The organism is Shewanella khirikhana (assembly GCF_003957745.1).
GTDB classification, from domain to species: domain Bacteria; phylum Pseudomonadota; class Gammaproteobacteria; order Enterobacterales; family Shewanellaceae; genus Shewanella; species Shewanella khirikhana.
In genome coordinates this window covers 19,393-43,510 of sequence record NZ_CP020373.1, presented here as the reverse complement: position 1 = coordinate 43,510, position 24,118 = coordinate 19,393, and the positions used below count along the sequence as shown (strand labels likewise).

General features: G+C 56.9%; 19 protein-coding genes. 7 read left to right on the top strand and 12 right to left on the bottom strand.

Annotated features, from left to right (window positions below; translation table 11 throughout):
• Positions 1-5 precede the first annotated feature (5 nt).
• A complete protein-coding gene (locus STH12_RS00195; RefSeq protein ID WP_126165685.1) occupies positions 6-3,713 on the bottom strand; it encodes a response regulator in 3,708 nt (1,235 codons plus the stop codon).
• A 195-nt stretch (positions 3,714-3,908) separates the two neighbouring features.
• Entirely contained in the window at positions 3,909-5,300 is a 1,392-nt protein-coding gene (locus tag STH12_RS00190; RefSeq protein WP_126165684.1) for a PhoH family protein, read from the bottom strand.
• 334 nt (positions 5,301-5,634) lie between these two features.
• Here STH12_RS00190 and rapA point away from each other — a divergent pair, with 334 nt between their 5' ends.
• The 3 genes from rapA (at position 5,635) to STH12_RS00175 (ending at position 11,410) form a co-directional block, all read left to right on the top strand.
• The gene (gene rapA, locus STH12_RS00185; RefSeq protein WP_126165683.1) at positions 5,635-8,538 is read left to right on the top strand and encodes an RNA polymerase-associated protein RapA; all 2,904 of its coding nucleotides are present in this window, start codon (positions 5,635-5,637) and stop codon (positions 8,536-8,538) included.
• Positions 8,539-8,889: 351 nt separating this feature from the next.
• Positions 8,890-10,473, top strand: coding sequence for an amidohydrolase (locus STH12_RS00180; protein WP_126169364.1), 1,584 nt, complete (start codon positions 8,890-8,892; stop codon positions 10,471-10,473).
• A gap of 43 nt (positions 10,474-10,516) precedes the next feature.
• On the top strand, positions 10,517-11,410 hold the full coding sequence (locus tag STH12_RS00175; protein ID WP_126165682.1) for a DUF3530 family protein: 894 nt from the start codon (positions 10,517-10,519) through the stop codon (positions 11,408-11,410).
• A 39-nt stretch (positions 11,411-11,449) separates the two neighbouring features.
• Here STH12_RS00175 and STH12_RS00170 read toward each other — a convergent pair whose 3' ends face one another.
• The gene (locus STH12_RS00170; RefSeq protein WP_126165681.1) at positions 11,450-11,947 is read right to left on the bottom strand and encodes a YqhA family protein; all 498 of its coding nucleotides are present in this window, start codon (positions 11,945-11,947) and stop codon (positions 11,450-11,452) included.
• A gap of 122 nt (positions 11,948-12,069) precedes the next feature.
• Positions 12,070-12,876, bottom strand: a complete 807-nt coding sequence (locus STH12_RS00165) for a crotonase/enoyl-CoA hydratase family protein (RefSeq protein WP_126165680.1) — start codon at positions 12,874-12,876, stop codon at positions 12,070-12,072.
• Between the two features lie 304 nt (positions 12,877-13,180).
• Here STH12_RS00165 and STH12_RS00160 point away from each other — a divergent pair, with 304 nt between their 5' ends.
• Both STH12_RS00160 and STH12_RS00155 read left to right on the top strand, forming a co-directional pair.
• A complete protein-coding gene (locus STH12_RS00160) occupies positions 13,181-14,188 on the top strand; it encodes a response regulator (protein WP_126165679.1) in 1,008 nt (335 codons plus the stop codon).
• A gap of 13 nt (positions 14,189-14,201) precedes the next feature.
• A complete protein-coding gene (locus STH12_RS00155; RefSeq protein ID WP_126165678.1) occupies positions 14,202-15,161 on the top strand; it encodes a sensor domain-containing diguanylate cyclase in 960 nt (319 codons plus the stop codon).
• A gap of 84 nt (positions 15,162-15,245) precedes the next feature.
• Here STH12_RS00155 and rraB read toward each other — a convergent pair whose 3' ends face one another.
• From rraB to STH12_RS21595, 6 genes are all read right to left on the bottom strand, one after another.
• Complete coding sequence (rraB, locus tag STH12_RS00150) at positions 15,246-15,671, bottom strand: ribonuclease E inhibitor RraB (protein WP_126165677.1); 426 nt, start codon at positions 15,669-15,671, stop codon at positions 15,246-15,248.
• 85 nt (positions 15,672-15,756) lie between these two features.
• Complete coding sequence (locus STH12_RS00145) at positions 15,757-16,494, bottom strand: 1-acylglycerol-3-phosphate O-acyltransferase (RefSeq protein ID WP_126165676.1); 738 nt, start codon at positions 16,492-16,494, stop codon at positions 15,757-15,759.
• Between the two features lie 162 nt (positions 16,495-16,656).
• Positions 16,657-17,418, bottom strand: a complete 762-nt coding sequence (locus STH12_RS00140) for a metal ABC transporter permease (RefSeq protein ID WP_126165675.1) — start codon at positions 17,416-17,418, stop codon at positions 16,657-16,659.
• 3 nt (positions 17,419-17,421) lie between these two features.
• Positions 17,422-18,327: a metal ABC transporter solute-binding protein, Zn/Mn family gene (locus tag STH12_RS00135; protein WP_126165674.1), complete on the bottom strand. Its 906-nt coding sequence runs from the start codon at positions 18,325-18,327 to the stop codon at positions 17,422-17,424.
• Positions 18,311-19,504, bottom strand: a complete 1,194-nt coding sequence (locus tag STH12_RS00130; RefSeq protein WP_126165673.1) for a hypothetical protein — start codon at positions 19,502-19,504, stop codon at positions 18,311-18,313. Before STH12_RS00130 ends, STH12_RS00135 begins: the two co-directional genes overlap by 17 nt.
• Positions 19,505-19,587: 83 nt before the next feature.
• Complete coding sequence (locus STH12_RS21595) at positions 19,588-19,881, bottom strand: ABC-type zinc uptake system zinc chaperone (protein WP_237158691.1); 294 nt, start codon at positions 19,879-19,881, stop codon at positions 19,588-19,590.
• A gap of 203 nt (positions 19,882-20,084) precedes the next feature.
• Between STH12_RS21595 and STH12_RS21720 the strand changes: the two genes are divergently transcribed.
• Complete coding sequence (locus tag STH12_RS21720; protein ID WP_257791721.1) at positions 20,085-20,207, top strand: hypothetical protein; 123 nt, start codon at positions 20,085-20,087, stop codon at positions 20,205-20,207.
• On the opposite strand, the gene STH12_RS00120 is transcribed toward STH12_RS21720, so the two are convergent.
• Positions 20,204-20,533 carry a hypothetical protein gene (locus STH12_RS00120; protein WP_126165672.1) on the bottom strand — a complete coding sequence of 110 codons (330 nt, stop codon included), beginning with the start codon at positions 20,531-20,533 and terminating at the stop codon, positions 20,204-20,206. The two genes, STH12_RS21720 and STH12_RS00120, sit on opposite strands and share 4 nt — an antisense overlap.
• 136 nt (positions 20,534-20,669) lie before the next feature.
• Here STH12_RS00120 and STH12_RS00115 point away from each other — a divergent pair, with 136 nt between their 5' ends.
• Positions 20,670-22,271, top strand: a complete 1,602-nt coding sequence (locus STH12_RS00115; RefSeq protein WP_164551111.1) for a mechanosensitive ion channel domain-containing protein — start codon at positions 20,670-20,672, stop codon at positions 22,269-22,271.
• Positions 22,272-22,338: 67 nt separating this feature from the next.
• Here the strand turns inward: STH12_RS00115 and STH12_RS00110 are convergent, their stop codons facing one another.
• The gene (locus STH12_RS00110; protein ID WP_126165671.1) at positions 22,339-24,021 is read right to left on the bottom strand and encodes a formate--tetrahydrofolate ligase; all 1,683 of its coding nucleotides are present in this window, start codon (positions 24,019-24,021) and stop codon (positions 22,339-22,341) included.
• Positions 24,022-24,118 lie beyond the last annotated feature (97 nt).

The window sequence follows — 24,118 nt, the reverse complement described above, 5'->3', positions numbered from 1 at the left end:
TCCTTTCAGGGGGTCCGATGTTTTTCTTTGTGTCCTATCCAGTGGCTCAGCGTCTCAAACAGCTCGGTGAGCACTATCGGCTTGGTAATGTGGGCATTCATGCCCGCAGCCAGACTTTTTTCTCTGTCGCCGGACATGGCATGGGCCGTCATGGCGATAATGGGTAATTCATCAAAACTGTAACGCTTGCGAAGCTCGGTGGCGGCGGTCAGACCGTCCATCACCGGCATCTGAATATCCATGAGTACCGCATCGTAGCTGCGTTTTTCAACCATCTCGAGTGAAATCTGGCCATTATCGGCCACATCCACCTCGTAACCGGCACTCTTCAGCAGCTCGGTGGCCACCTGCTGGTTGATAAAGTTGTCTTCTACCAAGAGCACCACGCCCTTGTGCTCGCTGTCGTGGCTCACTTCCGGCTCCGGCAGCGCCTCGGGGGCGGCCGGTGCGAAAGCGCGGATGATTTCATCGAACAGACTGGAGGCCTTGAACGGTTTTTGCAGCATGGCAAATACCCGATCGCTGTCCAGATCCATACGAAGCGGCTCAGCGGCATAGGCGGTCATGATGATGATCACCGGCCGGGTGGCCAGCTTTCCTTCGGCGACCATATCGTCGATGGCATCTATCACCTGAATGCCGTCCATTTCCGGCATCATCCAGTCGAGCAATACCAGATCAACCGGTTGGCGACCCAGCTTATACAGCGCCTCGGCGCCACTGGCGGCGGTTTCCACCTCGAAGTGGAAGTCGCGCATCACTGTGGAATAAATCTGCAGCGCAGTGGGGTTATCGTCCACCACCAAAGTGCGCAGGCTTGCCAGCCGCTCGGGTACTATCATTGGCGGCGCCTTGGCTTCTTCTGCAATCTCGAAGCTCACGGTAAAGCTGAAGGTGGAGCCCACGCCGGGCTCACTCTCAACCTGCATGGTGCCGCCCATCATGGACACCAGATGCTTACTGATGGACAGACCAAGGCCGGTACCACCGTATTTGCGGGTGGTGGAGCCATCGGCCTGGGCGAAGGCGTCGAACAGCTTGTCCTGCTGCTCGCGGCTGATACCTATACCGGTATCGCGCACCCAGAACTTGAGAGTAATGCGATGGTCACGCTCGCCCACATCTTCACAGCCAAGTTCAATTTCGCCGTGCTGGGTAAATTTAACCGCGTTGGACAAGAGGTTAATCAGCACCTGCCCCAGACGCAGCGGATCGCCCTTGAGCATCAGCCCGGCGGTCACAGGGGCGTACAGCAGCAGCTCAATGCCCTTCTCCTGCGCCTTGAGGGCGTTGAGATCCAGGGTGTGGTCCAGCACCTTATCCAGCGGGAAGGAGACTTTTTCCAGCTCCAGCTTACCGGCCTCAATCTTGGAGAAGTCGAGGATGTCGTTGATGATCCTAAGCAGCGACTGGGCCGAGAAGCTGGCCTTATCGAGGTAATCTTTTTGCTGCTCGGTCAGACTGGTGCGCCCGGCCAGCTGCAACATACCGATAATGGCGTTCATCGGGGTGCGGATCTCGTGGCTCATATTGGCCAGGAATTCACTCTTGTACAGGTTCGCCAGTTCCGCATCCTGCTTGGCTTCGAGCAGTGCGACTTCGTTGCTCTTGTGGCGGGTAATGTCTTTGTGGGTACCCACCATCCGCTTGGGCTGGGCATCCTGGGTAAACTCCACCACCCGGCCACGGCTCAGCATCCAGTGGTATTGGCCGGTCTTGGCGCGCATCCTAAACTCAATCTCATAGGCGCCAATCGGGTCTTTGAGGTATTGCTCGCGATATTCCTGCACCCGAATGCGATCGTCCGGATGAATTAGGCTGTCGATGGTCGACAACAGCGCCGGAAATTCGTTGGTCTTGTAGCCCAGCATCGAGTAATAGGCCGGGTTACAGATGATTTGCTCTGAGTCGAGATACCAGTCCCACAGGCCATCTTCCACCGCGTCCATGGCAAGGTGATAACGCTCTTCCGAGAGCCGCAGCTGCTCGGCCGACTCGTATTCGCGGGTCACGTCACGCCATACCGCAATCAGACCCATCAGCTCGCCGCGGCGGTTGTAAAACGGCAGCTTGAGGGTATCGAGCAGCACCGGCTTGCCGGCGAGCTCAATCTTCTCCTGATAACGCAGCGGCGTACGCTCACTGAGCACCTGCTCGTCTTCGGCGCGGATACGGCTGGACTGCTCGGGACTGGTCAGCTCATCGCTGGACAGGCCAATCATCTCGGCTTCGCTGAAGCCCAGCATACGTTCGGCCGACTTGTTACAGCCGAGGTAATGGCCTTCTTTATCTTTAAAGACAATGGCTTCAGGGATTGAGTCCAGCAAGGAGCGCAGCAAGGCGTACTCACGCTCACGCCGCTCTGTGGTTTCTTTAAGACGCTCGGTGCGGCGGGCCACCAGCTTATCAAGGCGCTTGTTCTGCTCGGCAAGGTGCTTGGTATATTGCTGGTTTTCTTCAAAAATCCGGCTAACCAGTGCAAACCAGGGCTCCCAACCAGGGGTCACTTTCTCAGGCGCTGGCATCGGCTGGGCCGAGCAGCCTTCGAGGTGCGACAGCAGCCGTGACGCCGGACTCACGAAGGAGCGACGGGTCTGCCAGTGCACTATGGTTACCAGCACCGACAGCGCCAGTACCACCAGAATAAAGGTCAGCTGCAGCTTCTCCCAGCTGTCTTTAAACAGGTCATCGACATCTTGTATATACAACAAACGCCAGGGGGCGTTATGCAGCGCCACCGAGTGAATGTAGTAGCCGTTACGAATAACGCCGCCCTGGGCATCGAACAGCTCTGACTCCGGCAGTGAATGCAGCTCAGACGGAATACGCTGGCTGATGTGATAGACCCGCTTGAGGTCTTCGCTGGCCATGTCGGAGTGGGACAAAATATTGTTGCTCTGGTCGAGCAGGATCACTGTGCCCGGCATCTTGAAATACAGCCGGATTTGCCGCGCCAGCGAGGCCAGGGTCATGTCCAGATTGATGGAGCCGATAAACTCATCTTCAAGATAGATGGGCACGCCTAAGGTGGTCAGCAGCCCCTTGTCGCTGGAATCGAGGTAGGCCTCACTCCAGAACACGCTGCGCTGGGGGTTCATGGCCGGGGTGGCCAGTTGGAACTGTTTCTTGTTCAGCAGTTCGTCGCGAAAGCGTTGCTCATCCAGCGGCCAGGGGTAGTAGGACATCATCCGCCGCTTGGAAATGTAATAAATCGCCGATGCCTTGGGCGCCGCCTCTTTGGCCACAGGGAACGACAGCGACAGCTCGAACAGCATCTCCAGTTCCTGATAGAACTTGTCGACCCTGTCTTTGAGGGAGCCTATGCCGGTGATCCGCCCCATATTGGTGAAAGGTTTGCCGCTTTCGGCATAGTGGGGTTCGAGGGTGAAGTACTGGCCGTCCTGATTGAACTTTTCGTACTGGGGCAGGCGCTCTTTACGGACCAATTCCCCAAGCCGTAAATGGTCCACGGCCACGTCTCTTAACGACTTTACCGCGCGGATACTGGATTCCAGCAGCAGGTCGATTTGCAGTACGTGCCTGTCGATTTGTTCTTCGCGCTGGGCCAGCAACTGGGTCTTTTCCCGGTCGAAGAAGAACCAGGCCGTGAGACACGCCATGACGATTACACCTATATAGGTGTAAAACACCGCCCGGTTGTAATTGCGTTGAATAGGCGATTTGAGCTGAAGATCCGGCTCATTTGATTTCATCAAAAAACCTTTCGCATCCCCTGTGGCGGGGCCCTGTCCCCGCAAAACTTGACTGGGTATAGTAACAGGAACCCGATTGAAGGCACATAAAATAATTGTCGTTGAATATGTTTCAAAGTAGCTGGTTTTACACCGCTTTAGGTACAAAAAACGGACCCGTTGGGGTCCGTTTTTGCCGCATTTACGCCGAAGGAATTACAGGTGTTCCTCAGCGAACTCTGCCAGACGGGATCTGACCACACCATTGAGGTAGACATTGGCACTGCCCTCAAAGTTCTTGAATCGTTCCACTATGTAGGTCAGACCTGAGGTCACGGCGGTCAGGTAGTTGGAATCGATTTGCGCCAGGTTACCGGAGCAAATCAGCTTGGTGCCTTCCCCCATGCGGGTGATCATGGTTTTGATTTGGGAGGCGGTAAGGTTTTGACATTCATCCAGAATCACAATGGCATTCTGGATGGAACGGCCACGCATAAAGTTGATGGATTTAAACTGGATATTGGCTTTTTCCATGATGTAGTTCATGGAGCCATGGGGGTTTACATCATTTTTGTGCAGCACTTCCAGAGTATCGGTAATGGCCGCGAGCCAGGGCGCCATTTTCTCTTCTTCGGTGCCGGGCAAAAAGCCAATGGACTCAGCAATTTCAGGGGTGTTACGGGTCACTATCACCTTGTCGTACTGATTGCGCTCCACCACCAGTTCCAGCGCGGCGGCCATGGCCAGCAAGGTCTTGCCGCAACCCGCGGGTCCGGTGAGGATAACCATGTCGATTTCAGGGTCCAGCAGCGCCTGTAAGGCCATGCCCTGATAGACATTTTTCGGGCGAATGCCCCAGGCTTCCAGATTGAGCAAACGGCTCTGACCGAGATCCAGAATATGCAGATGGGTGTCGTCCTTGGAAATCACCCGGCCACAGAAGTCGGACTCTTCGTCGATAAGATATTGATTGATATAGAGGTGGTCGTCTTCCAAATCTTTCAGGGGCACTTCGTGGATGGTCTGGCGGCCATGGCGGGTGGTGGATACCTTTTCCAGATGCTCCCAGAAGTTGCCTTCAAACTGATGAAACCCTTTGGTTAAGAAGCGGATATCGTCAATCAGCTGGTCGGTACGGTAGTCCTCTACCAGCTTGATGCCAGCGCCCTTGGCCTTGAGGCGCATATTGATGTCTTTGGTCACCAGCACCACGGCCCTGGGGGCGTGGAGTTTTTGTAAGTGCAGCGCAGTATTGATGATTCGATTATCGTTATGGTCGCCCGGCAAGCTGCCGGTGGACATTTCGAGTTGGTGGTCGGGGAAAATCGCCAGGGTGCCTGAGGCGTCGTGGCCTTCACGGGCTGGCAGGGATACGCCTTCGATGATTTGTTCGGGGGTGGTTTCGCCGCCCAGGGTATCTTCCAGTGCCCTGATGGCGACCCGGGCGTCACGGCTGACATCCCGCTTGCGGTCTTTAATCTGATCCAGCTCTTCGAGCACTGTCATCGGTACGACGACGTCATGTTCTTTAAAGGAGTAAATCGCTAGGGGTTCGTGCAATAAAACATTGGTATCCAGTACAAACAACTTTCTGTCGTCTTGTTCCATGGCGCCTCCGGTTTTAGTGACATAGGGCGATACTGTTACAGCGCTGGCTTTTGTGGTTGGGGCCTTGTCCTCCTGGGCTGACAAAATCAAATACCGTCATTAACTTAATACTGGCACCCTTCCCCAAAAAGCTCAACTGTCCAAAGGGTGTAAGCCAGAATCCATTGGCCGGTGTTCACATCCCTTATGGCCATTGAAAGACGTTCATATGACAGGAAAGTGACAATCGCAGCGGTTGTGCTGACGCCTTTGGGGATCTAGTCTGATTCAAATATCCGGGCCATTGGTATAACATACGCGCCCTTTGAGTTTCCCCTTGAGTTGAGAGTGTAAGATGTCGTTCGCGATTGGGCAGCGCTGGATAAGCGATACAGAGTCGGAGTTGGGTTTGGGCACAGTGGTGCAGGTTGAAGGGCGCATGGTGACTGTGCTGTTCCCCGCTACCGGCGAAAACCGTATGTTTGCCATGGCCGAAGCCCCCCTGACCCGGGTAATTTACAACCCCGGCGATACCATTGATTCGGCCGAAGGCTGGAGCATGACGGTAGACAAGCTCGAAGAGATGAACGGCATAGTGTTCTACTTCGGCAAGCGTACCGACGATGGCGAAGAAACCATGCTCAGGGAAACCCTGCTCGAGCACAATATTCGTTTCAACAAGCCCCAGGATCGCCTCTACGCCGGTCAAATCGATCGTATCGAGCGCTTTGGTGTGCGCTACAAGTCGCAGCTTTTGCGCCACAAGCTGGCCACCTCCGACATGCTGGGTCTGCAAGGCCCCAGGGTTGGCCTTATTCCGCACCAGCTGTGGATTGCCCATGAAGTGGGTCGCCGTCACGCCCCCCGCGTATTGCTCGCCGACGAAGTAGGTCTGGGTAAGACCATCGAAGCGGGCCTGATTATTCACCAGCAGCTGATGACCGGCCGCGCCGAGCGTATTCTGGTGATAGTGCCCGACACCCTGCGCCACCAGTGGCTGGTGGAAATGCTGCGCCGCTTTAACCTGCGCTTTGCGGTATTTGATGAAGACCGCTGCGTGGAAGCCTTTGCCGATCACGACAACCCCTTCTACACAGAGCAGCTGGTTATCTGTTCGCTGGAGCTGCTGCGTAAGAAACGCCGTCTGGAGCAGGCGCTGGATGCCGACTGGGATCTGATGGTGGTGGATGAAGCCCACCATCTGGAGTGGAGCGAAGACGAGCCAAGCCGCGCCTATCAGGTAGTGGAAGCCCTGGCTGCCGTGGTGCCCGGGGTACTGCTGCTGACCGCAACGCCGGATCAGCTGGGTCACCAGAGCCACTTCGCCCGTTTGCGCCTCTTGGATCCGGATCGTTTCTACGACTATCAAGCCTTCCTCAATGAAGAAAAAGGCTATCAGGCCGTGGCCGAAGCCGCCGATGCCCTCGCCCGTGGCATCAAGCTTTCCGACGACGCCATCAACGGCCTGACCGAGCTGTTGTCTGAAAAAGACATAGCCCCGGCCATCCGCCAAATTCAGGCCGAAAACCTCGATGAAGAACTGCGTCAGGCCGCCCGCGACGAACTGCTGCAGGAGCTGCTCGATCGCCACGGCACCGGCCGGGTGCTGTTCCGCAACAGCCGCGCCTCGGTAAAAGGCTTCCCCAAACGTATTTTCCACAGCTACGGCTTTGATATGCCTGAGCAATACGCCACCGCCATGCGGGTAAACGCCATGATGGGCGGCAGCAAGACCGCCGAAGCCAAGGTAGCCCAGGTGCTGAGCCCAGAACGTATTTATCAGCAGTTTGATGATAACAACGCCAGTTGGTGGAAGTTCGACCCCCGAGTCGACTGGCTTATCGACTTTTTGAAAGCCCACCGCTCCAAGAAGGTGCTGGTCATCGCCAGCCGAGCCGAAACCGCACTGGCGCTGGAAGAAGCGCTGCGCACCCGCGAAGGCATTCAGGCCACAGTATTCCACGAAGGCATGTCCATTATCGAGCGTGACAAGGCCGGTGCTTACTTTGCCCAGGAAGAAGGCGGCGCCCAGGCGCTGATCTGCTCCGAAATCGGCTCAGAAGGCCGTAACTTCCAGTTTGCCAGCCATCTGGTGCTGTTCGACCTGCCGCTGAATCCGGATCTGCTGGAGCAGCGCATCGGCCGTCTGGACCGTATCGGCCAGCGTCATGATGTGCAAATTCACCTGCCATTCCTGAAAAACACTGCTCAGGAACAGCTGATGAACTGGTACCACCAGGGTCTGTGTGCCTTCGAGCTGACCTGCCCCGGCGGCCATCTGCTGTTCAGCGAGTTCAAGGGCCGTCTGCTGGCCATGCTCGCCGGTGAGATGGAAGATGAAGCTGAGCTGATGGCCGACACCCAGGCGCGCTACAAGGCGCTTAAGGAAGCCATGGAACAGGGCCGCGACAAGCTGCTGGAACTCAACAGCCATGGCGGCGCCCGCGCCGAAGCCCTGGCGGCCAAACTTGCCGATGCCGATGAAGACACAGATCTGATTGCCTCTGTGCTGCGGCTGTGGGATGTGATTGGTCTGGATCAGGACGATCGCGGCGAAAACTGCATTGTGCTGCACCCCACCGATCATATGATGTTCCCCACCTATCCAGGCCTCAGCGAAGATGGCATTACCGTCACCTTCGATCGCAACACGGCGCTGTCCCGTGACGATATTGCCCTGATCACCCTGGAGCACCCGCTGGTACAGACCGGGTTGGATCTCATCACAGGCTCTGACACAGGCACCACCTGTGTGGCGCTGCTCAAGAACAAGGCCCTGCCCGCCGGCACCCTGTTCCTGGAGCTGATGTACCTCGCCGAAACCTCGGCGCCCAAGGCCAGCCAGGTGCAGCGCTATCTGCCGCCTACACCTATCCGGGTGCTGCTGGACAAGAGCGGCAACAATCTGTCAGACAAGGTCGATTACGACAGCTTCGACAAGCAGCTTTCCGGAGTGAACCGCCATATCGCCAGCAAGCTGGTGAACGCGTCTCAAACCATGCTGCACCCACTGTTTGCCAATGGTGAAGCCGTGGCGCAAGAAGCGCTGGCCAAACTCACCGGGGATGCCCGCAGCCGCATGGAAACCCAGCTGACGGCGGAACTGTCACGTCTGGAGTCACTCAAAGCGGTCAACCCCAACATCCGTGACGAAGAGCTGGAGCACCTCAAAGGCCAGATTACCGAGCTGTCAGGCTACCTTGGCAACACCCAGTTGAAGTTGGATGCCATTCGTCTGGTGCTGGTAAGCCACGCCTGAGCCGAGCCAGAGCCCAGCGACATTTGCTGAGACGTTTGTTGTAAGAAGCTCAATAAAAAGACCCGACTGTGCGGGTCTTTTTTTCGCCATTTTTTCGATGACGATACGGGAAAGAGGATGGTATAACCCGTTAAAGAATAAAAATAACTCAAACAAGGAATGCCCATGCTTTGCCAACATCCTCGCCAGCAATGCCCCCAACAGCGCCGCCAAACGCCCGCCCTGCAATCCGCCGCTGCAATCAGCCACAACATCAACAAGCGCAGTATCAAACAGGCCATCCGCGCCGCACTGCTGGGCGCCCTGAGCCTGAGCCCACTGCTCGCAACTCAGGCCAGCGCCGACGTTATCATGCTGAAAAATATCAAGGGCTATGGATTCGATGCCGGGCGCAATCTGGTCACCTTTAACCAACTGGTTTACGACGATGTCAGCGGCCGGGTGCTGGCGCGGGGCAATGGTGCGCAAGGCTTTGAACAGGCCAAAGTGGTTGATGGCAAAGGTAAGACACTGCTGCCGGGGCTGATTGATGGTCACGGCCATGTGCTGGGGCTGGGCCAGAGCCTGTCCAGGGTAGAGCTGCGTGAAAGCGCCAGCGAGCAGGACGCAGCCGCCATGGTCAAGGCCTTCGCCGCGGCTAATCCAGCACTACAATGGGTGCTGGGTCGAGGCTGGAATCAGGAGCTTTGGCAAAGCAAAGGCTTCCCGAGCCGCGCGTCTTTAGATGCTGCAGGCGTGGATAAGCCGATATGGCTCAGACGCGTCGATGGTCATGCCGGCTGGGCCAACAGCAAGGCGCTGGCGGTGGCAGGCATTACCAGAGACACCCAGGATCCGGATGGCGGCCAAATCCTGAAAGACGCCAATGGCGAACCTACCGGCGTGCTGGTAGATAACGCCATGGCGCTGCTTGAGCAGCATATCCCTGAGCCCACCACGGCCGAGCGTCGCGCCGCCTTTGGCACGGCGTTTAACCATCTGTTGTCCCTTGGGATCACCAGCGTTCATGACGCAGGCATAGGCGCCGATGAGCTGGCGGACTATCAGGCGCTGAAGGATGAAGGCAAGCTGCCGGTGCGGATTTATGCCATGTTGTCGGCCTCGGCCCCCGAGCTTGAAACCTGGCTTAAACAGGGGCCGATACTGGATGATAAGCAGCAGCTGGTGGCACGCTCGGTAAAAATCTACAGCGATGGCGCCCTTGGCAGCCGCGGCGCCGCGCTACTCGCCCCTTACAGCGACAGACCGGGGGAGACCGGCCTGCTTGTTACCCCAGAGCCGGAACTTGGCAGCCTCATTAAAGCCGTGGCCACCGCCGGGTTTCAGGCCAATATTCATGCCATCGGCGACAGGGCCAATCGCATGGTGCTGGATAAGCTGGTCAAACTCGATAAAAAATCCCGCGAAGCGGCCCGTCATCGTATCGAACACGCCCAGGTGGTCGCCCCGGCAGATCTGCCTCGCTTTGCCAAACTCAAAGTGCTGCCATCGATGCAGCCCACCCATGCCACCTCGGATATGAATATGGCGGGCGATCGTCTCGGTGAAGCCAGACTTAAGGGCGCTTATGCCTGGCGTACCCTTACCGACCTTGGCAGTCCGATTGTTGGCGGCTCCGACTTCCCGGTGGAACTGGCTAACCCCTTCCATGGGCTGCATGCCGCGGTGACCCGCCAGGATCATCAGGATCAGCCCGCAGGTGGCTGGCGCCCGGAAGAAAAACTGACCCTGGCAGAGGCGCTGCGAGCTTTCACTGTGGATGCAGCCTACGGCGCCTTTCAGGAGCAGGATTTGGGAAGCCTTGGCGAAGGCAGCATGGCGGATTTTATCCTGGTAGACAGGGATATTTTCGCCGCTGAACCTGCCGCAATCTGGCAAACCCAGGTGCTTGAAACCCATGTGGCGGGCAAACGCCTTTATGCCCTCGGGCAATAGACCTTGCCGAATATCAGGCCTGGAGTTCTAACAGGAGGGTGCCATGGGTTATTATCAGAGGGTTATCCGCTTTGACCACGGGAATCCCATGCGCGCCCTTATTGTCCTGAGCCTGAGCTTATTGTTTGGCGTGGCCGTTGCAGCCGACGACCCGGCCTTCGATTATTTGCAAAGCCGCCAGCTGCGCAGCATCAAGGTGGAAGGACAGGACTTACCTGTATTGGTGCGCCCCTGGGAAGGTAAAAAGCAGCACGGCGCAGCGATTATTTTTGCCGACACCGGCTTTGGCCCCGATGCCCCCGGGCTGGTGGCCTACCTTCGCAGTGGCCTAAGCCCCACAGGCTGGGCCAGCATCAGCATGACGCCGCCCAAGAGCCCTCCCCACCCCAGCTTTACCACAGCGCCGGAAGAAATTACCAAGGCAGGAGAAGGCCAGCTCAGCACCCCGGCCGCCAAGGCCATGGAAAAATACAAGCCGGAAGAGTGGCAAAAACACGTGGAAACCCAGCTTGGTTTTGTCGAAGCCAGCCTCACCGGCCTGACCCAGATTGGTGCCGCCTATCCAGGCAAACGGATTTTGGTGGCCATGGACAGAAGCGCAGCCCTGATCCTGAGCCTGCTCAATGATGGCAAGGTGGCGCCGCCGGATCTGTTGGTGATCATTAACCCTTACAGCAGCTCACCGGAATTTGACGACCGCCTGCCAGGACTGGTGGCGGTGCAGGAAGTGCCGGTGCTGGATATTCAGTCGCCGGATGGCAACACCGCCAGCCTCGCCAATGCGCCGCTGCGCCGCGCGGCGGCCTCGGCCAAAGATGGCATGCAGTATCGCCAGCTGACCCTGTCACTCAATATCAGCGAGCCTGACGCCTGGGCCGAGGTGCTGTCGGCCCTGCGCGGCTTTGCCGCCAGCATCAAGGAAGCACCGCCGCAGTAGGTCCGCAATACTGATTGTGCTTTGAGGACAGCTTCTCTATCAGGATTTGTCCTTGGTCAGCATCAGTGCCAGCGCCACCAATACCACCACTATGCCCATGTACACCAGCTCCAGCGCGCTCTGGGGCTTAAGCTCGCTGAAAAACGAGAACAGCTTGATCACCAGCATCATCAGGATGACCTTGCCAAGCTTGCTCTTGAGCGAATCGATACTGCTGATAATCAATATCTTACCGCCGACATCCGACTCGGAAGCCGGTTTGATGTCGCGGATAAACAGCTCGTACAAACCAAAGGCAAAAATCAGCAGCACGGCGCCCAGCAGGAAGGTATCGAGGATTTCAATCACCACCATCACCAGATCGTTTCGCACTTCGAGGCTGCCGCTGACCAGATAATCCCACAGCAGGTGGAACATGTGCAGCATGTCCTTGGCGCCCATGACAAATACCACCAGGGCCGCCACCACACAGGCAACCACCCCAAAAATCACCGACAGACGGCTGCTCCACAGCAGGCGTTCGAGTTTGTTCTTCATCCAGAGTCTTCCTGACGTTTAACGCGAAACAAAAAATAAAGCGCCGATTGTCGGCGCTTTGATGGTGCGAGGGCAAGTCCGGCGCCTCAGTTGTGTGAGGCAAATGGGACCCTGCCGGTAAATTACCAGAATCTTTGTCTTGGACGATACGGCTTATCCGTCTTGCCCTGCTCCCGCGCTCCGGCGAGACGGAAATTGGCGCCAAGGAGTAGTCGCAGCTGATACCAGGACTCACGGGCCAGCAGGCTGCGAATACTGGCGCTCCAGCTGTTGTGGGTGGAAAACTTAATCGCCGCCAGCGCATCGGGTGAGCGCTTAAGGAGCTCATCGGCCAGCGCCTGCGCCCGGGCCATGGGCTCTTCATCGACCCAGGTAACCAGCCCCAGTCCCTCGGCCTCAACGGCGTCCAGCACCCGTGCCGTCATGGTCAGCTCCAGCGCCTTATCCTTGGGCATAATGTTACGCAGGCTTACCAGCCCAGCCATATCCGGCACCAGGCCCCACTTGGCTTCCATCACAGATAACCTGGCCCCAGGGCTGGCAATTCTGAAGTCTGCCCCCAGCGCAATCTGCATGCCGCCGCCGTAGCAATAGCCTTCAATCACGGCGATAACCGGCATCGGCAACCGGCTCCAACCAATGGAGACCCGCTGGGCCAGATTGGCGTTTCCCGGAAGCCATTTTGCGAGCAGCCCAATGGGTTGCAGCGGCTTTTTGATCACGCTCTTGATATCGAGCCCGGAGGAGAAATTGCTACCACGACCCGACACTATCACCAGCCGGATATGACGCTGGCGTTTCAGCTGTTTCTGCACCCGGCAGATATCCAAAAACATCTCGTAATTCAGGGCATTGAATTTATCGGGGCGATCCAGGGTCACCAGAGCTGTCTCTCCCTGATATTCCACTGTCACTGTGCTTGCTGTCATGGCGGCTCTCAACTGGTCTGTCCAGGTCGGGATGGTAACACATTTGGCATAAATCACTATTGGCTTTAACATATGCAGACTTTTGACGAGTGTCAGTTTTCTGACATTCCTGTGCGTAACTGTATTGCACGTCAAAGTCAGCAGAGTATGATTCGCCCTAAGTGTGCATACGTTGGCGGTTTTTTTACGACTTTTGGCCTGCCGATTCTCTTTTAACTTTCCCGAAGAAGCACTCAGAAACAGGCTGACACCCATATTTGGTGTTATCTTGAATAATAAGAATGAACGAGGACTCATCCCCAGCATGGCACTTCCAGTATTGATTTGTGACGACTCAGCCATGGCTCGCAAGCAGATGGCGCGCACCCTGCCCAAGGACTGGGAAGTCGACATTACCTTCGCCACCAATGGCGCCGAAGGCCTTGAAGCCATACGCGCCGGTAAAGGCGAAGTGGTATTTCTCGACCTCAACATGCCGGTGATGGATGGCTATGAGGTGCTGCAAACCGTGCAGCAGCAAGACTTGCCCGCGTTGATTATCGTGGTCTCAGGCGACATTCAAATTAAGGCCCACGAACGGGTTAAAGCCTTGGGTGCACTGGACTTTATTCAAAAGCCAGTCAGCGCTGAGGCCATTGCTGCCATCCTGCAGGAATACGGCATTTTGGTGCCAGGCGATGGCGAGCTGGAGCAGGAAGAAGAGAATCCGCTTATCAAGGTGGACTTGCGCGATGCCTGCCAGGAAATTGCCAACGTGGCCATGGGCCGCGCCGCTGATCTGCTGGCCAAGCTGCTCGATGTATTTGTGCTGCTGCCCATTCCACGGGTAAACGTGCTGGAAGTGAGTGAACTCACCATGGCACTGAAAGCCACCGAATCCAGTGCCAAGATCACTGCCCTGTGTCAGGGCTTTATCAGCGCCGGGGTCGCGGGCGAAGCCTTACTGCTGTTCCATGACTCCAGCTTCCAGGACATGGCCAAGCTGATGAAGCTGGACGACCCCAATGATGCCGCCACCGAGGTGGAAGTACTGATCGACACAGGTAACGTGCTGATTGGCGCCTTCCTCAGCGGCATCGCAGAGCAACTGGATATGCACTTCAGCCAGTCTCACCCCGTGGTGCTTGGGCGTCACTGCACAGTGAACGACCTTATCCACGACAACGCCGAGAAATGGCATCGCACCCTGGCGATGGAAATCAACTACCGCATCGAGGACCACAATATCGAATGTGACCTCCTGCTCCTGTTCACCGAAGACTCGCTGCCGACCCTGACCTACAAGCTCGGCTACATGTTGGATGAAGATTGAGGCAAGACAGCAGATGTCCAATGATGCAGACCTGATGAATGAGCTTCACTGGCTGATCGATATGGTGCAAACCATAGAGGTCGGGCTGGTGGTGCTGGATAGAAATTACAATATCGCCCTGTGGAACGGCTTTATGGAAAACCACAGCGGCGTGTCGCCCAATTCCATCAAGGGCAAAAACCTGTTTGACGAGTTTCCCGATCTGCCCGCCGGCTGGCTGAAAAAGAAAATGGAGTCGGTTTACCTTCTGAAAAACCGCGCCTTTATCAGTTGGGAGCAGCGTCCTTACGTTTTTAAATTCAAAAACTATCGCCCCATTACCGGCCGCGCCGAGTTTATGTACCAGAACGTGACTCTGCTGCCGCTGGCATCCCTCACAGGGCAAATCACCCATATCAGCATTATCGTGTACGACGTAACCGATGTGGCCGTGCACCGCTTGCAACTGAAGAGCGTCAACGAGCAGCTGGAGCACCTGAGCCAAACCGATGGCCTGACTCAGCTGAATAACCGCCGGCACTGGCAGATGTGCATGAACCGCGAATATGAACGCTTTAACCGCTATGGCGACCCTGTGAGCCTGGTGATGTTCGATATCGACCGCTTCAAGCAGGTAAACGACGAGCACGGCCATGTGGCGGGCGATAAGGTTATCCAGCACATTGCCCATCTGCTCAGTCAATCGCTGCGGGAAACCGACTGCGCCGGCCGTTATGGCGGTGAAGAGTTTGCGGTGGTATTGGCGGGGACGTCCTGCGAAGAAGCGCTGCACTTCACCGAGCGTTTGCGGGAAAAGGTGGCCAACTCGCCCATTCAGTTTGAAGGCAAAAAAATTCAGGTCACTATCAGTCTGGGCATTTGCGGCATGGGCGACTTTATCGAAAGCGCCTCCCAATGGGTGGCCAACGCCGATAATGCCCTCTACCAAGCCAAGCAAAAAGGCCGTAATTGCTCGGTGATTTACAGCGAGTAACCTAAGGTTTCGCCCACAAAAAAGCCCGTCGTTGGACGGGCTTTTTGCTGCTTAGCGCTTTCACGCCTGGCTTTGGGATACGGCTCAGTGGCGCTCGATGGGGAAGCCGTCGTCGTCGAAGTCTTCTTCATCGTCTTCGTCGTCCAGCTCGTCATCATCACCCATAAAGTAGGTGCCCCAACCGTCGTAATCGACCTTTTGCTTCACCGCCAGATTCAGCAGCTGCTCACAGGCCTTATCAATCAGATCGGCATCCAGCTTGTGGTTGGCAATGGCATCGAAACAGAAGATCAGGCTGCCGTCTTCCAGCTCCAGCTCTTCGGCGTCAGTCACTTCAAAACCCAGTTTAAAGGCATCCACGGCGGCCTTTTCGAGACGATCGAAATTGGTGCTTGAGAAGTGGTGCTCAATTATATACTCGGCATGGGGATCGGAACCGTCGTCCAGCAGTGACTGAACAATATCGCGGGTCTCTTCCTGTTGGGCCTTCAGCAGGCGCTCGATAGACATGGGCTGACTCCAATAACAAACTCAGTCGCCGGCCCACCACGGGCGGCGCAGTTTGGGCGCAGTATAACAGAGATCCAAAAGAGCGTCAGTTGGCCAGACGCGCCTTCTTCATCAGGGCTTCGGCTTCGCGGTTAAGCTGCTCGAGTTTGGCCGACATGGCCGCGTGAATTCGCTCAGACAGCTCTTTGACATTGCTCTTGTCCAGCCCCTTGGTTTCAAAGGGCTCCATCACTTCGATGATCACCACGCCATTGTTCCAGCGGTTAAGCTTGATATGGCATTGGTTGGACGCCAGCACGGGCACCATGGGCACGCCGGCGGCAATGGCAGTGTGGAAGGCACCGGCTTTGAACGGCAACAAGCCCCGGCCACGGGAGCGTGTCCCTTCGGGGAAAATCCACACCGACAAGCACTTGTCTTTGATCTTGCGGGCGGTGTTGGCCATGGTTTCAAAGGCGCGATTACGGTTCTTGCGATCGATAAGAATATTGCCGGAGAGCCAATAGATCTGCCCAAACAGCGGCATCCAGGCAATGCTCTTCTTACCCAGGCTCACGGTGCCCTTGGGCACAGCGGCGGTATGGGTGAACATATCGAAGTTGTTCTGGTGGTTGGCCAGGTACACACAAGGCTCTTTGCGCTCGTCGCTGGGGCGGCGCACAATCACCTTGATCCCCAGTACAGGGGCCACAGCGGAAAACCACTTGGCGAACATATGTACATTGTCCCTGTGACGTGGACGCACGACACAGGCAACACTGCCCACCACAAAGGCAACCAGCAACATAATGGCAAGCAGTAAGGATCTGACGATTAACAGCACGACATACTCCCGGTAAAAACTCCTGCGCAGTATAACGACACAGGCCCTGAGGAACAATCCTTTGTTTACACGTGTTCGCTGATTTTAACTATCAACATATATATCAATAAATTAAGCCCACCTCTCGGTGGGCTTAATCAGGCTTTGGCGACGCATTTTACCCTATTGACGTGCTTTGGCGGTAATTATCCGGAAGCTTGCCGCCGACAGTGCCAGGGTTGCCACTATCATGGCGCCGCTGGGCAAATCGAACATTGCCGACAGCACCAGACCGGTAAGATAGCCGCAAAGCCCCACGCCGTAAGCCCAGCCGAGCGCACGGGAGCCTGTGAGGCGATTAACCGCAAGGGCTGGCAAAATCAGGGTACTGAAGACCAGATACACACCCACCAGCTCTACCGACAGGGTGATCACCAGCGCAAACAGCAAGTAGAAGGCCGGGCCATCAAGCAGGGTCGGACGCGCCATGATCAGCGCCAGTACAGCGGCAGAAACCAGTGCAGGCAGCCACAGTTGATCCCAGCTGACCCAGAGGATCTGTCCGGACATCAGCTGCTTGAGCAGCTCTGCGCCATGGGGATCGTTGGCCAGCAGCAACATGGCCGCCACCGCCGCCAGCACATACAGGCAGCCAATCATGGCCTCCAGCTCTCCGGCCATGCGCCGCGATAACCAGGCAATCAGCCCGGCGCCCGCCAGCGCAAACAGCGCCGGCATCCACAAACCGGAGAATGGCGCCTCTTCCAGCAGCGGATGCATATGGGACACAATCGCCCCCAGCGCCGCCACCTGAGCAATGGCCAGATCGATAAAGATGATGCCACGGCGCAGCACCTGCCTGCCCAGCACCACATGGGTGGACAGCACCAGAATACCGGCGCCAAGCGCTGGCAGCAGAATGTCCAGAAGATCCCAGTTCAACATAGGTCAGCTCACGTCTTTCAGCAGTTTGATGACACTGTCGTAGAGGCTGAAGAGATCCTGACTCTCATCATTGCCCCCCACAGACATGGGCAACACCACCACCGGCAAGGTGGCTTTTTCGGCCAGCCAGTTGGCACCGCGGGTGTCCTGGTAAGATGCCACCACAATGGCCATCACATCGCCCTGACGTGAGCGCTCAAGCAAACTCGCCAGATGGCCGCTGGAAGGCGGCAGCCCCGGCTTGGGCTCAAGATCGGCCACCTGCTCTACCCCCAGCCAGTCAAACAGGTAACGGAAGCTGGTGTGATAGGCAATCACCTTACGTCCCGCCAGCACCTTGGCATCGGCTTCCCAGCGTGGGATAGCGGCCTGCCAGCGGTCGCTGAACTGGCTCAGCGCGGCCTGATAATCGGCGGCGTGCTCAGGATCAATTTGCTGCAGGCGGGCACTTACAGCCTGGGCCACAGTCAGCAGCCGCGATGGCGAGAAATGCAGGTGCGGGTTGCCCTTGGCATGCACATCGCCCATGGCGCGGTCGACCTTGGCGAGCTTGTCCAGAGTATCGATGGCATCGGCGGCGTAGAACATGCCCTCGCTGCCATCACGCACGGCGCTGTTGGCCGACTTCATCTGCAGCATCGGCAGCCAGCCCACTTCCAGATCTGCCCCGGCGCAGATAGCCAGATCTGCCTGGCGCATCTTGGCAATCAGGCTCGGGCGAGCCTGTACCTGATGCGGATCCTGCAGCGCCGTGGTGGCTGAGTAGATGCTGGCCCCGGGGGCCAGCTCCTTCGCCAACGCCGCGTACTCAGGTTCGCAGGCAAAAATATTCACCTCGGCCAGCGCCGCAGCGCTGTGACCGAGCAGTAATGCGGCCAGTGCCGCTGAGATTTTAGAATTGATGCGCACCGTGGGCCCCCAAAGTCATCACGTATTGCAAAGTAAACAGGTTGTCATCGCTCAAACCATCGAAGTTGGTGCCCTTCTGACGGGTGTACTGCAGGCGAACAGTAGAGAAATGGCTGTGATGCCAGTTAAGGCTGAACTCGGTTTCCTTGAGTTTCTGGGCATCGAAGTGGTCGTCATGGGCCAGCTGGGTATCCAGCTCACCGTAACGCAAACCGGCAGACCAGTTGGGATTGAACTGATACACACCGCTTAAGTACCAGCCCTGGTGGTAGTCCTTGCCATGGCTGTGGTCGTGATCGTCTTCTTCGGCATGATCTTCATCGTGCAGCTCAAGTGCCTTGAAATCATTGACGCGGAAGAACTCGCCGCTCAGGGTCAGGTGCTGATACTTGTAGTTGCCGTTTGGCGCCCACTTGTACACCACATCGGCCACATAGGTTTTCTCACCTGTGTAGGCTGCGCTGTGGCTGTGACCATGGTCGTGCGCCTCGTCAGCATGGGCTTCTTCGCCTTCTTCATGGGGCGTGAGACGGCCATTGCGGTTGTTCATCATCGCCAGACCCAGCTGCCAGGAGCTGTTGTCGCCGATGTCGCCACCGATTTTGGTAAAGGCGTTATAGACACCCACGGTATCGAACTCGCGCTCACCGTGCTCATCTTCGGCGCGCATGCTGTCGCCCTTCAGGGCTTCAAAACCCAGGGTCCAGTAAAGGTCGGTTGGAGCCACCCAGCTGATGCGCACACCGTCATCGAAATAGTGACCACCGAGGAAGGCGCGATAGGCCGCAGGGCGGTCGGCAAAGGCATCGGTGTGCAGGTGCTGGTTGTTCAGATAACCGATGTCAGAGAGGAAGCGACCGGCACGAACCGAGAACCCGGCAGGCATGGCCAGGGTTTGGATAAAGGCTTCTTCAAGCTCGATTTCGGTCTCACCGTCGTGAGCCTCAATCACTGTGGTCACCTTGCCGTAGAAGAGGTCATCGATATTGGCGCTGATGGCAAGCTCGCTCTCCCCCAGACCAAAACCTTCTTCGCGGCCACCCAGGGCGCGATCGCCGCTCTGATAATAGCCATCCAACACGGCGCTGATGGCCGGGTTGGTCAGGGTCGGCGACTCGGCAGCGGCGGTGGCAGAAATCAGGGCAGTAGCCAGCAAAGAAAAACGAAAGGTGTTCATAAATTCTCCAAAAATACAGCAAACACCCGGCAGCAAGCCGCTACCGGGTAAACAAGTCAAAAAATGCGTTAAATGTGTTGTATTTAAGGAGCGGCAGGAGGGCCACGGGCCTGGGGCGAGGGAGAGTCAGCCGTGACAGCAAACACAGGTTCGCTGACAGGCAGTTCACGCACAACCCCGGCAGGCACGGCCACAGAGGCAGTGCCGGGAAGCAGTTTGTTCAGCTGGTGCTGATGGAAGCAGAGGGTACAGTGACTGTTGGCACCCTCATCGAGGTGCGACACGCTGTGGGCCGAGGACACAAACGACAGCACTGCCAGTACGGCGGCAAGCCATACAGCAATCAGTCGATTGGGTTTGTATCCTGAAAAGCGCACGCAGCGGTTCCCCTCAAAATTTAAGCCGCTCAAGTTTACGGCAGGGTTTACACACTGGCAACCACTGCGATAACCCAATGGTTACAGAATATTTTCCGCATATCATGCGGGTTTGACGGGGTTAATCTTGCCTTAAGCCGCCAGGGTTACCATGGTGTATAAGTGAGCAGATGGTCTGCTTGCTGTGTCAGGAGAAGCTTGAGATGAGCCAGTTCTTCAAAGAAAACGTCAAACTTATTCTGGTGGCCGTGTTGGTAGTTGGCGGCATTCTGGGTGGGATCTGGTGGGTAGAAGCCTCACTGGCCGCACAGGAAACCGTGCTCTAACGGTATTTCTGCCGCTCGTGGCTTTTGTCTTCCACTTCAGGCGCTTCAATCACAACCAGCTGATCCATCAGGTGTGATACCAACAGCAGCGTCAGGCAAAAGCCCGCGGCCAACATCGCCAGGCCCCGCCAGGGGGCATGCAACCAGGCAGTCAGCACTGCCGCCACGCCCAAATAAAACCCCAGCAACTTGAGTTTGGCCAGCAATGGGCTGCGCCCAAGCCAGGCATCACAGTGGGGACACTGGATCTGGGCTTCAAACCCCTTGCCACGTTGCGCCTTCACGGCGGTCGCTTTGAAGTTGGAATGACAGTGGCTGCAAATCATGGGGAGTCCTCGGTTATTGAGGCGCGAATTCTATCAAAGATACGCCCGGATGGGATCACACTTGTGAGGCCGCAATTGTACCGCAGCGGTTTCTGTCGCTATGATGCATGCATCTTTTGGCAACAGGATGTTGAAAATGCATCGATTCATTCCCGTTTTGCTGCTGGGGGCAAGTGTACTGTCTGCCCCGGCCTTCGCCGTCAGCGATGACTTCAAAAACAGGGTCACCAGCCTGGAAACCAGTATCAGTCAGGATCTGGATGCCCTCGGCCGCGCCAAGGGCGAGTTGGTGGCCATCACCGAATTTCGCATCGGCGAGAAAACCCGCGAGCTGCAACAGATGCTGGGCAATGCCCTGGAAGAGCCCAACGCCGACAGTCAATATCTGCTCGCGCTGGTGGAGCATCAGCTGGCCTATGTACAGAAATCCCAAAGCTATCTGAAGTCAGATATTGCCAGGCTGCAGGCGACTCTGGGCACAGACAATGACGCGCCGACGCTGGTCACCCTGTCCAATCGCGAGCGTCAGCGGGATGAAAGTTTCAAGACCGAGCTTAAGTTGCTCGATTGGGGCGCCAAGCTTGGCATGGTCACAGAACCACGGCGGGCCGAACTCAAGGCTTCGCTTGGTAACCGTGCCGATCGCCTCGCCAGTCTGGTGAACTACACCCAGGAGCAACTGCAAGCGGCGGTGGAAGATGCCCGCGCGGCCGGTAAAGACGTGACCGCCGAGCAGACCGCCAAGGTGAGCGAACTCAAGGCCCGTTTGGAGCAAAACAGCCAGAGTTTATCCACCGCCATCGGCCTGCTTGATGAGCTTGGCACCGACACCGCCAACCTGAAACAAACCCTGTTCAAGGTCTCCGGCGACATCACCCAGGATGTGCTCGACATCGACGTGGTAGGCAGCCTGCTCAGCCAATGGCTGGGCGCCGCCGAGGCCCAAACCATCGAAAACGGCCCCAAGGTGATGTTCAAGGTGTTTGTGTTCCTGCTGATCCTCTTTGGAGCCAGCCTGGTAGCCAAACTGGTGAAACGCCTGGTGAAGAAAGCCGTCAGCAACTCCAAACTCAAGTTCAGCAAGCTGCTGCAGGACTTCTTTATCTCGCTGTCGGTGAAGGGCGTGTACACCCTCGGGGTGCTGATTGCCCTGTCGCAGCTGGGCTTTGAGCTTGGCCCGCTGCTGGCCGGTTTCGGTATTGCCGGTGTGATTATCGGTTTTGCGCTGCAGGACACACTGTCGAACTTCGCGTCCGGCATGATGATCCTTATCTACCGCCCCTATGATGTGGGCGACCTTATCAGTGCCGCCGGGGTAACCGGCCGGGTCAGCCATATGAGCCTGGTATCTACCACCGTAAAGACCTTGGATAATCAGCGGCTTATCATCCCAAACAACAAGATTTGGGGCGATACCATCAACAATATCACCGCTGAGCGCCATCGCCGGGTGGATATGACCTTTGGCATCAGCTATGCCGACAATGTCGACCACGCCGAAAAAGTGCTGACCGAGATAGTCAGAGCCCATCCGAAGGTGCTCAAGGATCCGGATGTGACAGTAAAACTGCACCTGCTCGGCGAGTCTTCGGTGGACTTCGTGGTGCGCCCCTGGGTGAAACCGGACGACTATTGGGAAGTGTACTGGGACATCACCAAGGCGGTGAAACAGCGCTTCGATGCCGAAGGCATCACCATTCCGTTCCCGCAGCGGGATGTGCATTTCTTCCGTGGCTAACCCTTAGCAGTCACAGCAAAAAGGCACCCCAGGGTGCCTTTTTATTTTGCCTGGTTAACTGCGGTGACTAGCCAAGGCCGATGATATCGCCGCGCTCATCCACGTCGATATTGAGGTAACCGGGTTTAAGCCCAAGGCCTGGCATGGTCATCACCTTGCCGGTGAGCACTGTGATAAACCCTGCTCCGGCACTGAGCCTGAGCCCTGCCACCGGTAGCTCAAAGCCGCTGGGCGCGCCTTTCAGAGCCGGATCGTGACTGATGGACAGCGGCGTTTTGGCAATGCACAGGGGTAATTTGGACAACCCCAGAGATTCAATCAGCGCCAAATCGGCGCGGGCAGAGTCTGACAGGCTGACACCCGAGGCGCCGTAGCGTTCAGCAAGGGTCATCAGCCGGGCACCAAAGTCCATCTCATCATCGTAAAGCCGCTGGAAGCTGGATGGGCTGTCGCAGGCCCTGGCCACCACAGTCGCAAGGGCTTTGGCGCCCTCGGCGCCGTGGCTGAAGGCATCACTGATTTCACAGCCAAAGGCCCCTGCTGCCATGCAACGCTGTTTAAGCCATTCAAGCTCGGCCATGGCATCGTCTGGAAAGCGGTTAACGGCCACCACCAGCGGCAAGCCGTAACCCATCACGTTGCTCATATGCCATTGAAGATTGGCAAAGCCTGCTTCGAGCCTGCTTTGCTCATCCCCTTCCACCCCGGAATTGGCCTTAAGTGCCCGTAAGGTCACTACCAGCACGGCCGCCGCAGGGGCGATATTGGAGGCGCGGGTCTTGATATTACAGAATTTTTCAAAGCCCATGTCCGAGCCAAAGCCGCCTTCTGTGACCACAAAGTCGTGGTGCGCCAGCGCCACCCGGTCGGCAATAATCGATGAATTGCCGTGGGCAATATTGGCAAAGGGTCCTGCGTGGATAAGGCAGGGCGCGCCGCTCAGGGTTTGCATCAGCGTAGGTTCAATGGCATCACGCATAATGGCTGTCATGGCGCCAGCCACCCCCAAATCTTCTGCGGTAATCGGCAGACCGGATTTGCTCATTGCCAGGATCACCCTGCCGATGCGACTGCGCATATCGGCAATGTTTTCACACAGGGCTAGAATCGCCATCAGTTCAGATGCGGCAGTGATATCAAAGCCACTGTCGTGCACAGGGCCATTGTTGTCGCCAAAGGCCACCTGAATGTGGCGCAGCGCCCGGTCGTTATGATCAACCACCCGCCGCCACAGGATGTTTTCGGGGTCAATATCCAGCGGTTTAAGGCCGGTTCTGGCAGCAAAAGCCTCCGCGCCAAGGCGGGACTCATGGAACAGCCTGGAATCGATAGCGGCAGCTGCCAGGTTATGGGCACTGGTCACCGCATGTATATCGCCTGTCATATGCAGGTTCATCACTTCCATGGGCACCACCTGGGCAAAACCACCGCCGGCAGCGCCCCCCTTAACCCCGAATACCGGGCCAAGGCTTGGCTGGCGGATGCAGGCGCAGGCCTTGTGGCCCAGCAGATGCAGCCCCTGGGTCAGGCCTATGGTGGTCACGGTTTTACCTTCCCCGTGGGGAGTGGGAGTCACGGCAGTGACTATGACCAGTTTTCCCCTGGCCGGGGCGCGGGCAGCGTCGAGACTGATTTTGGCCATGGAATGACCGGCTTCGCGCCACAGGTGCCTGCCAAGGCCGAAATCGTCGGCAATCCAGCCAATCGGGCGTATTTTGGCCTGTCTTGATATTTCCATATCTGTCAACATAGTGGGATCTCGCTGTAGAGTATTATTTGACCCTGTTAGGCGGGCCTTGTGACACAAACCTACGGCAAAAGCCGGGGCTCAGGAAGCTCAATAATTC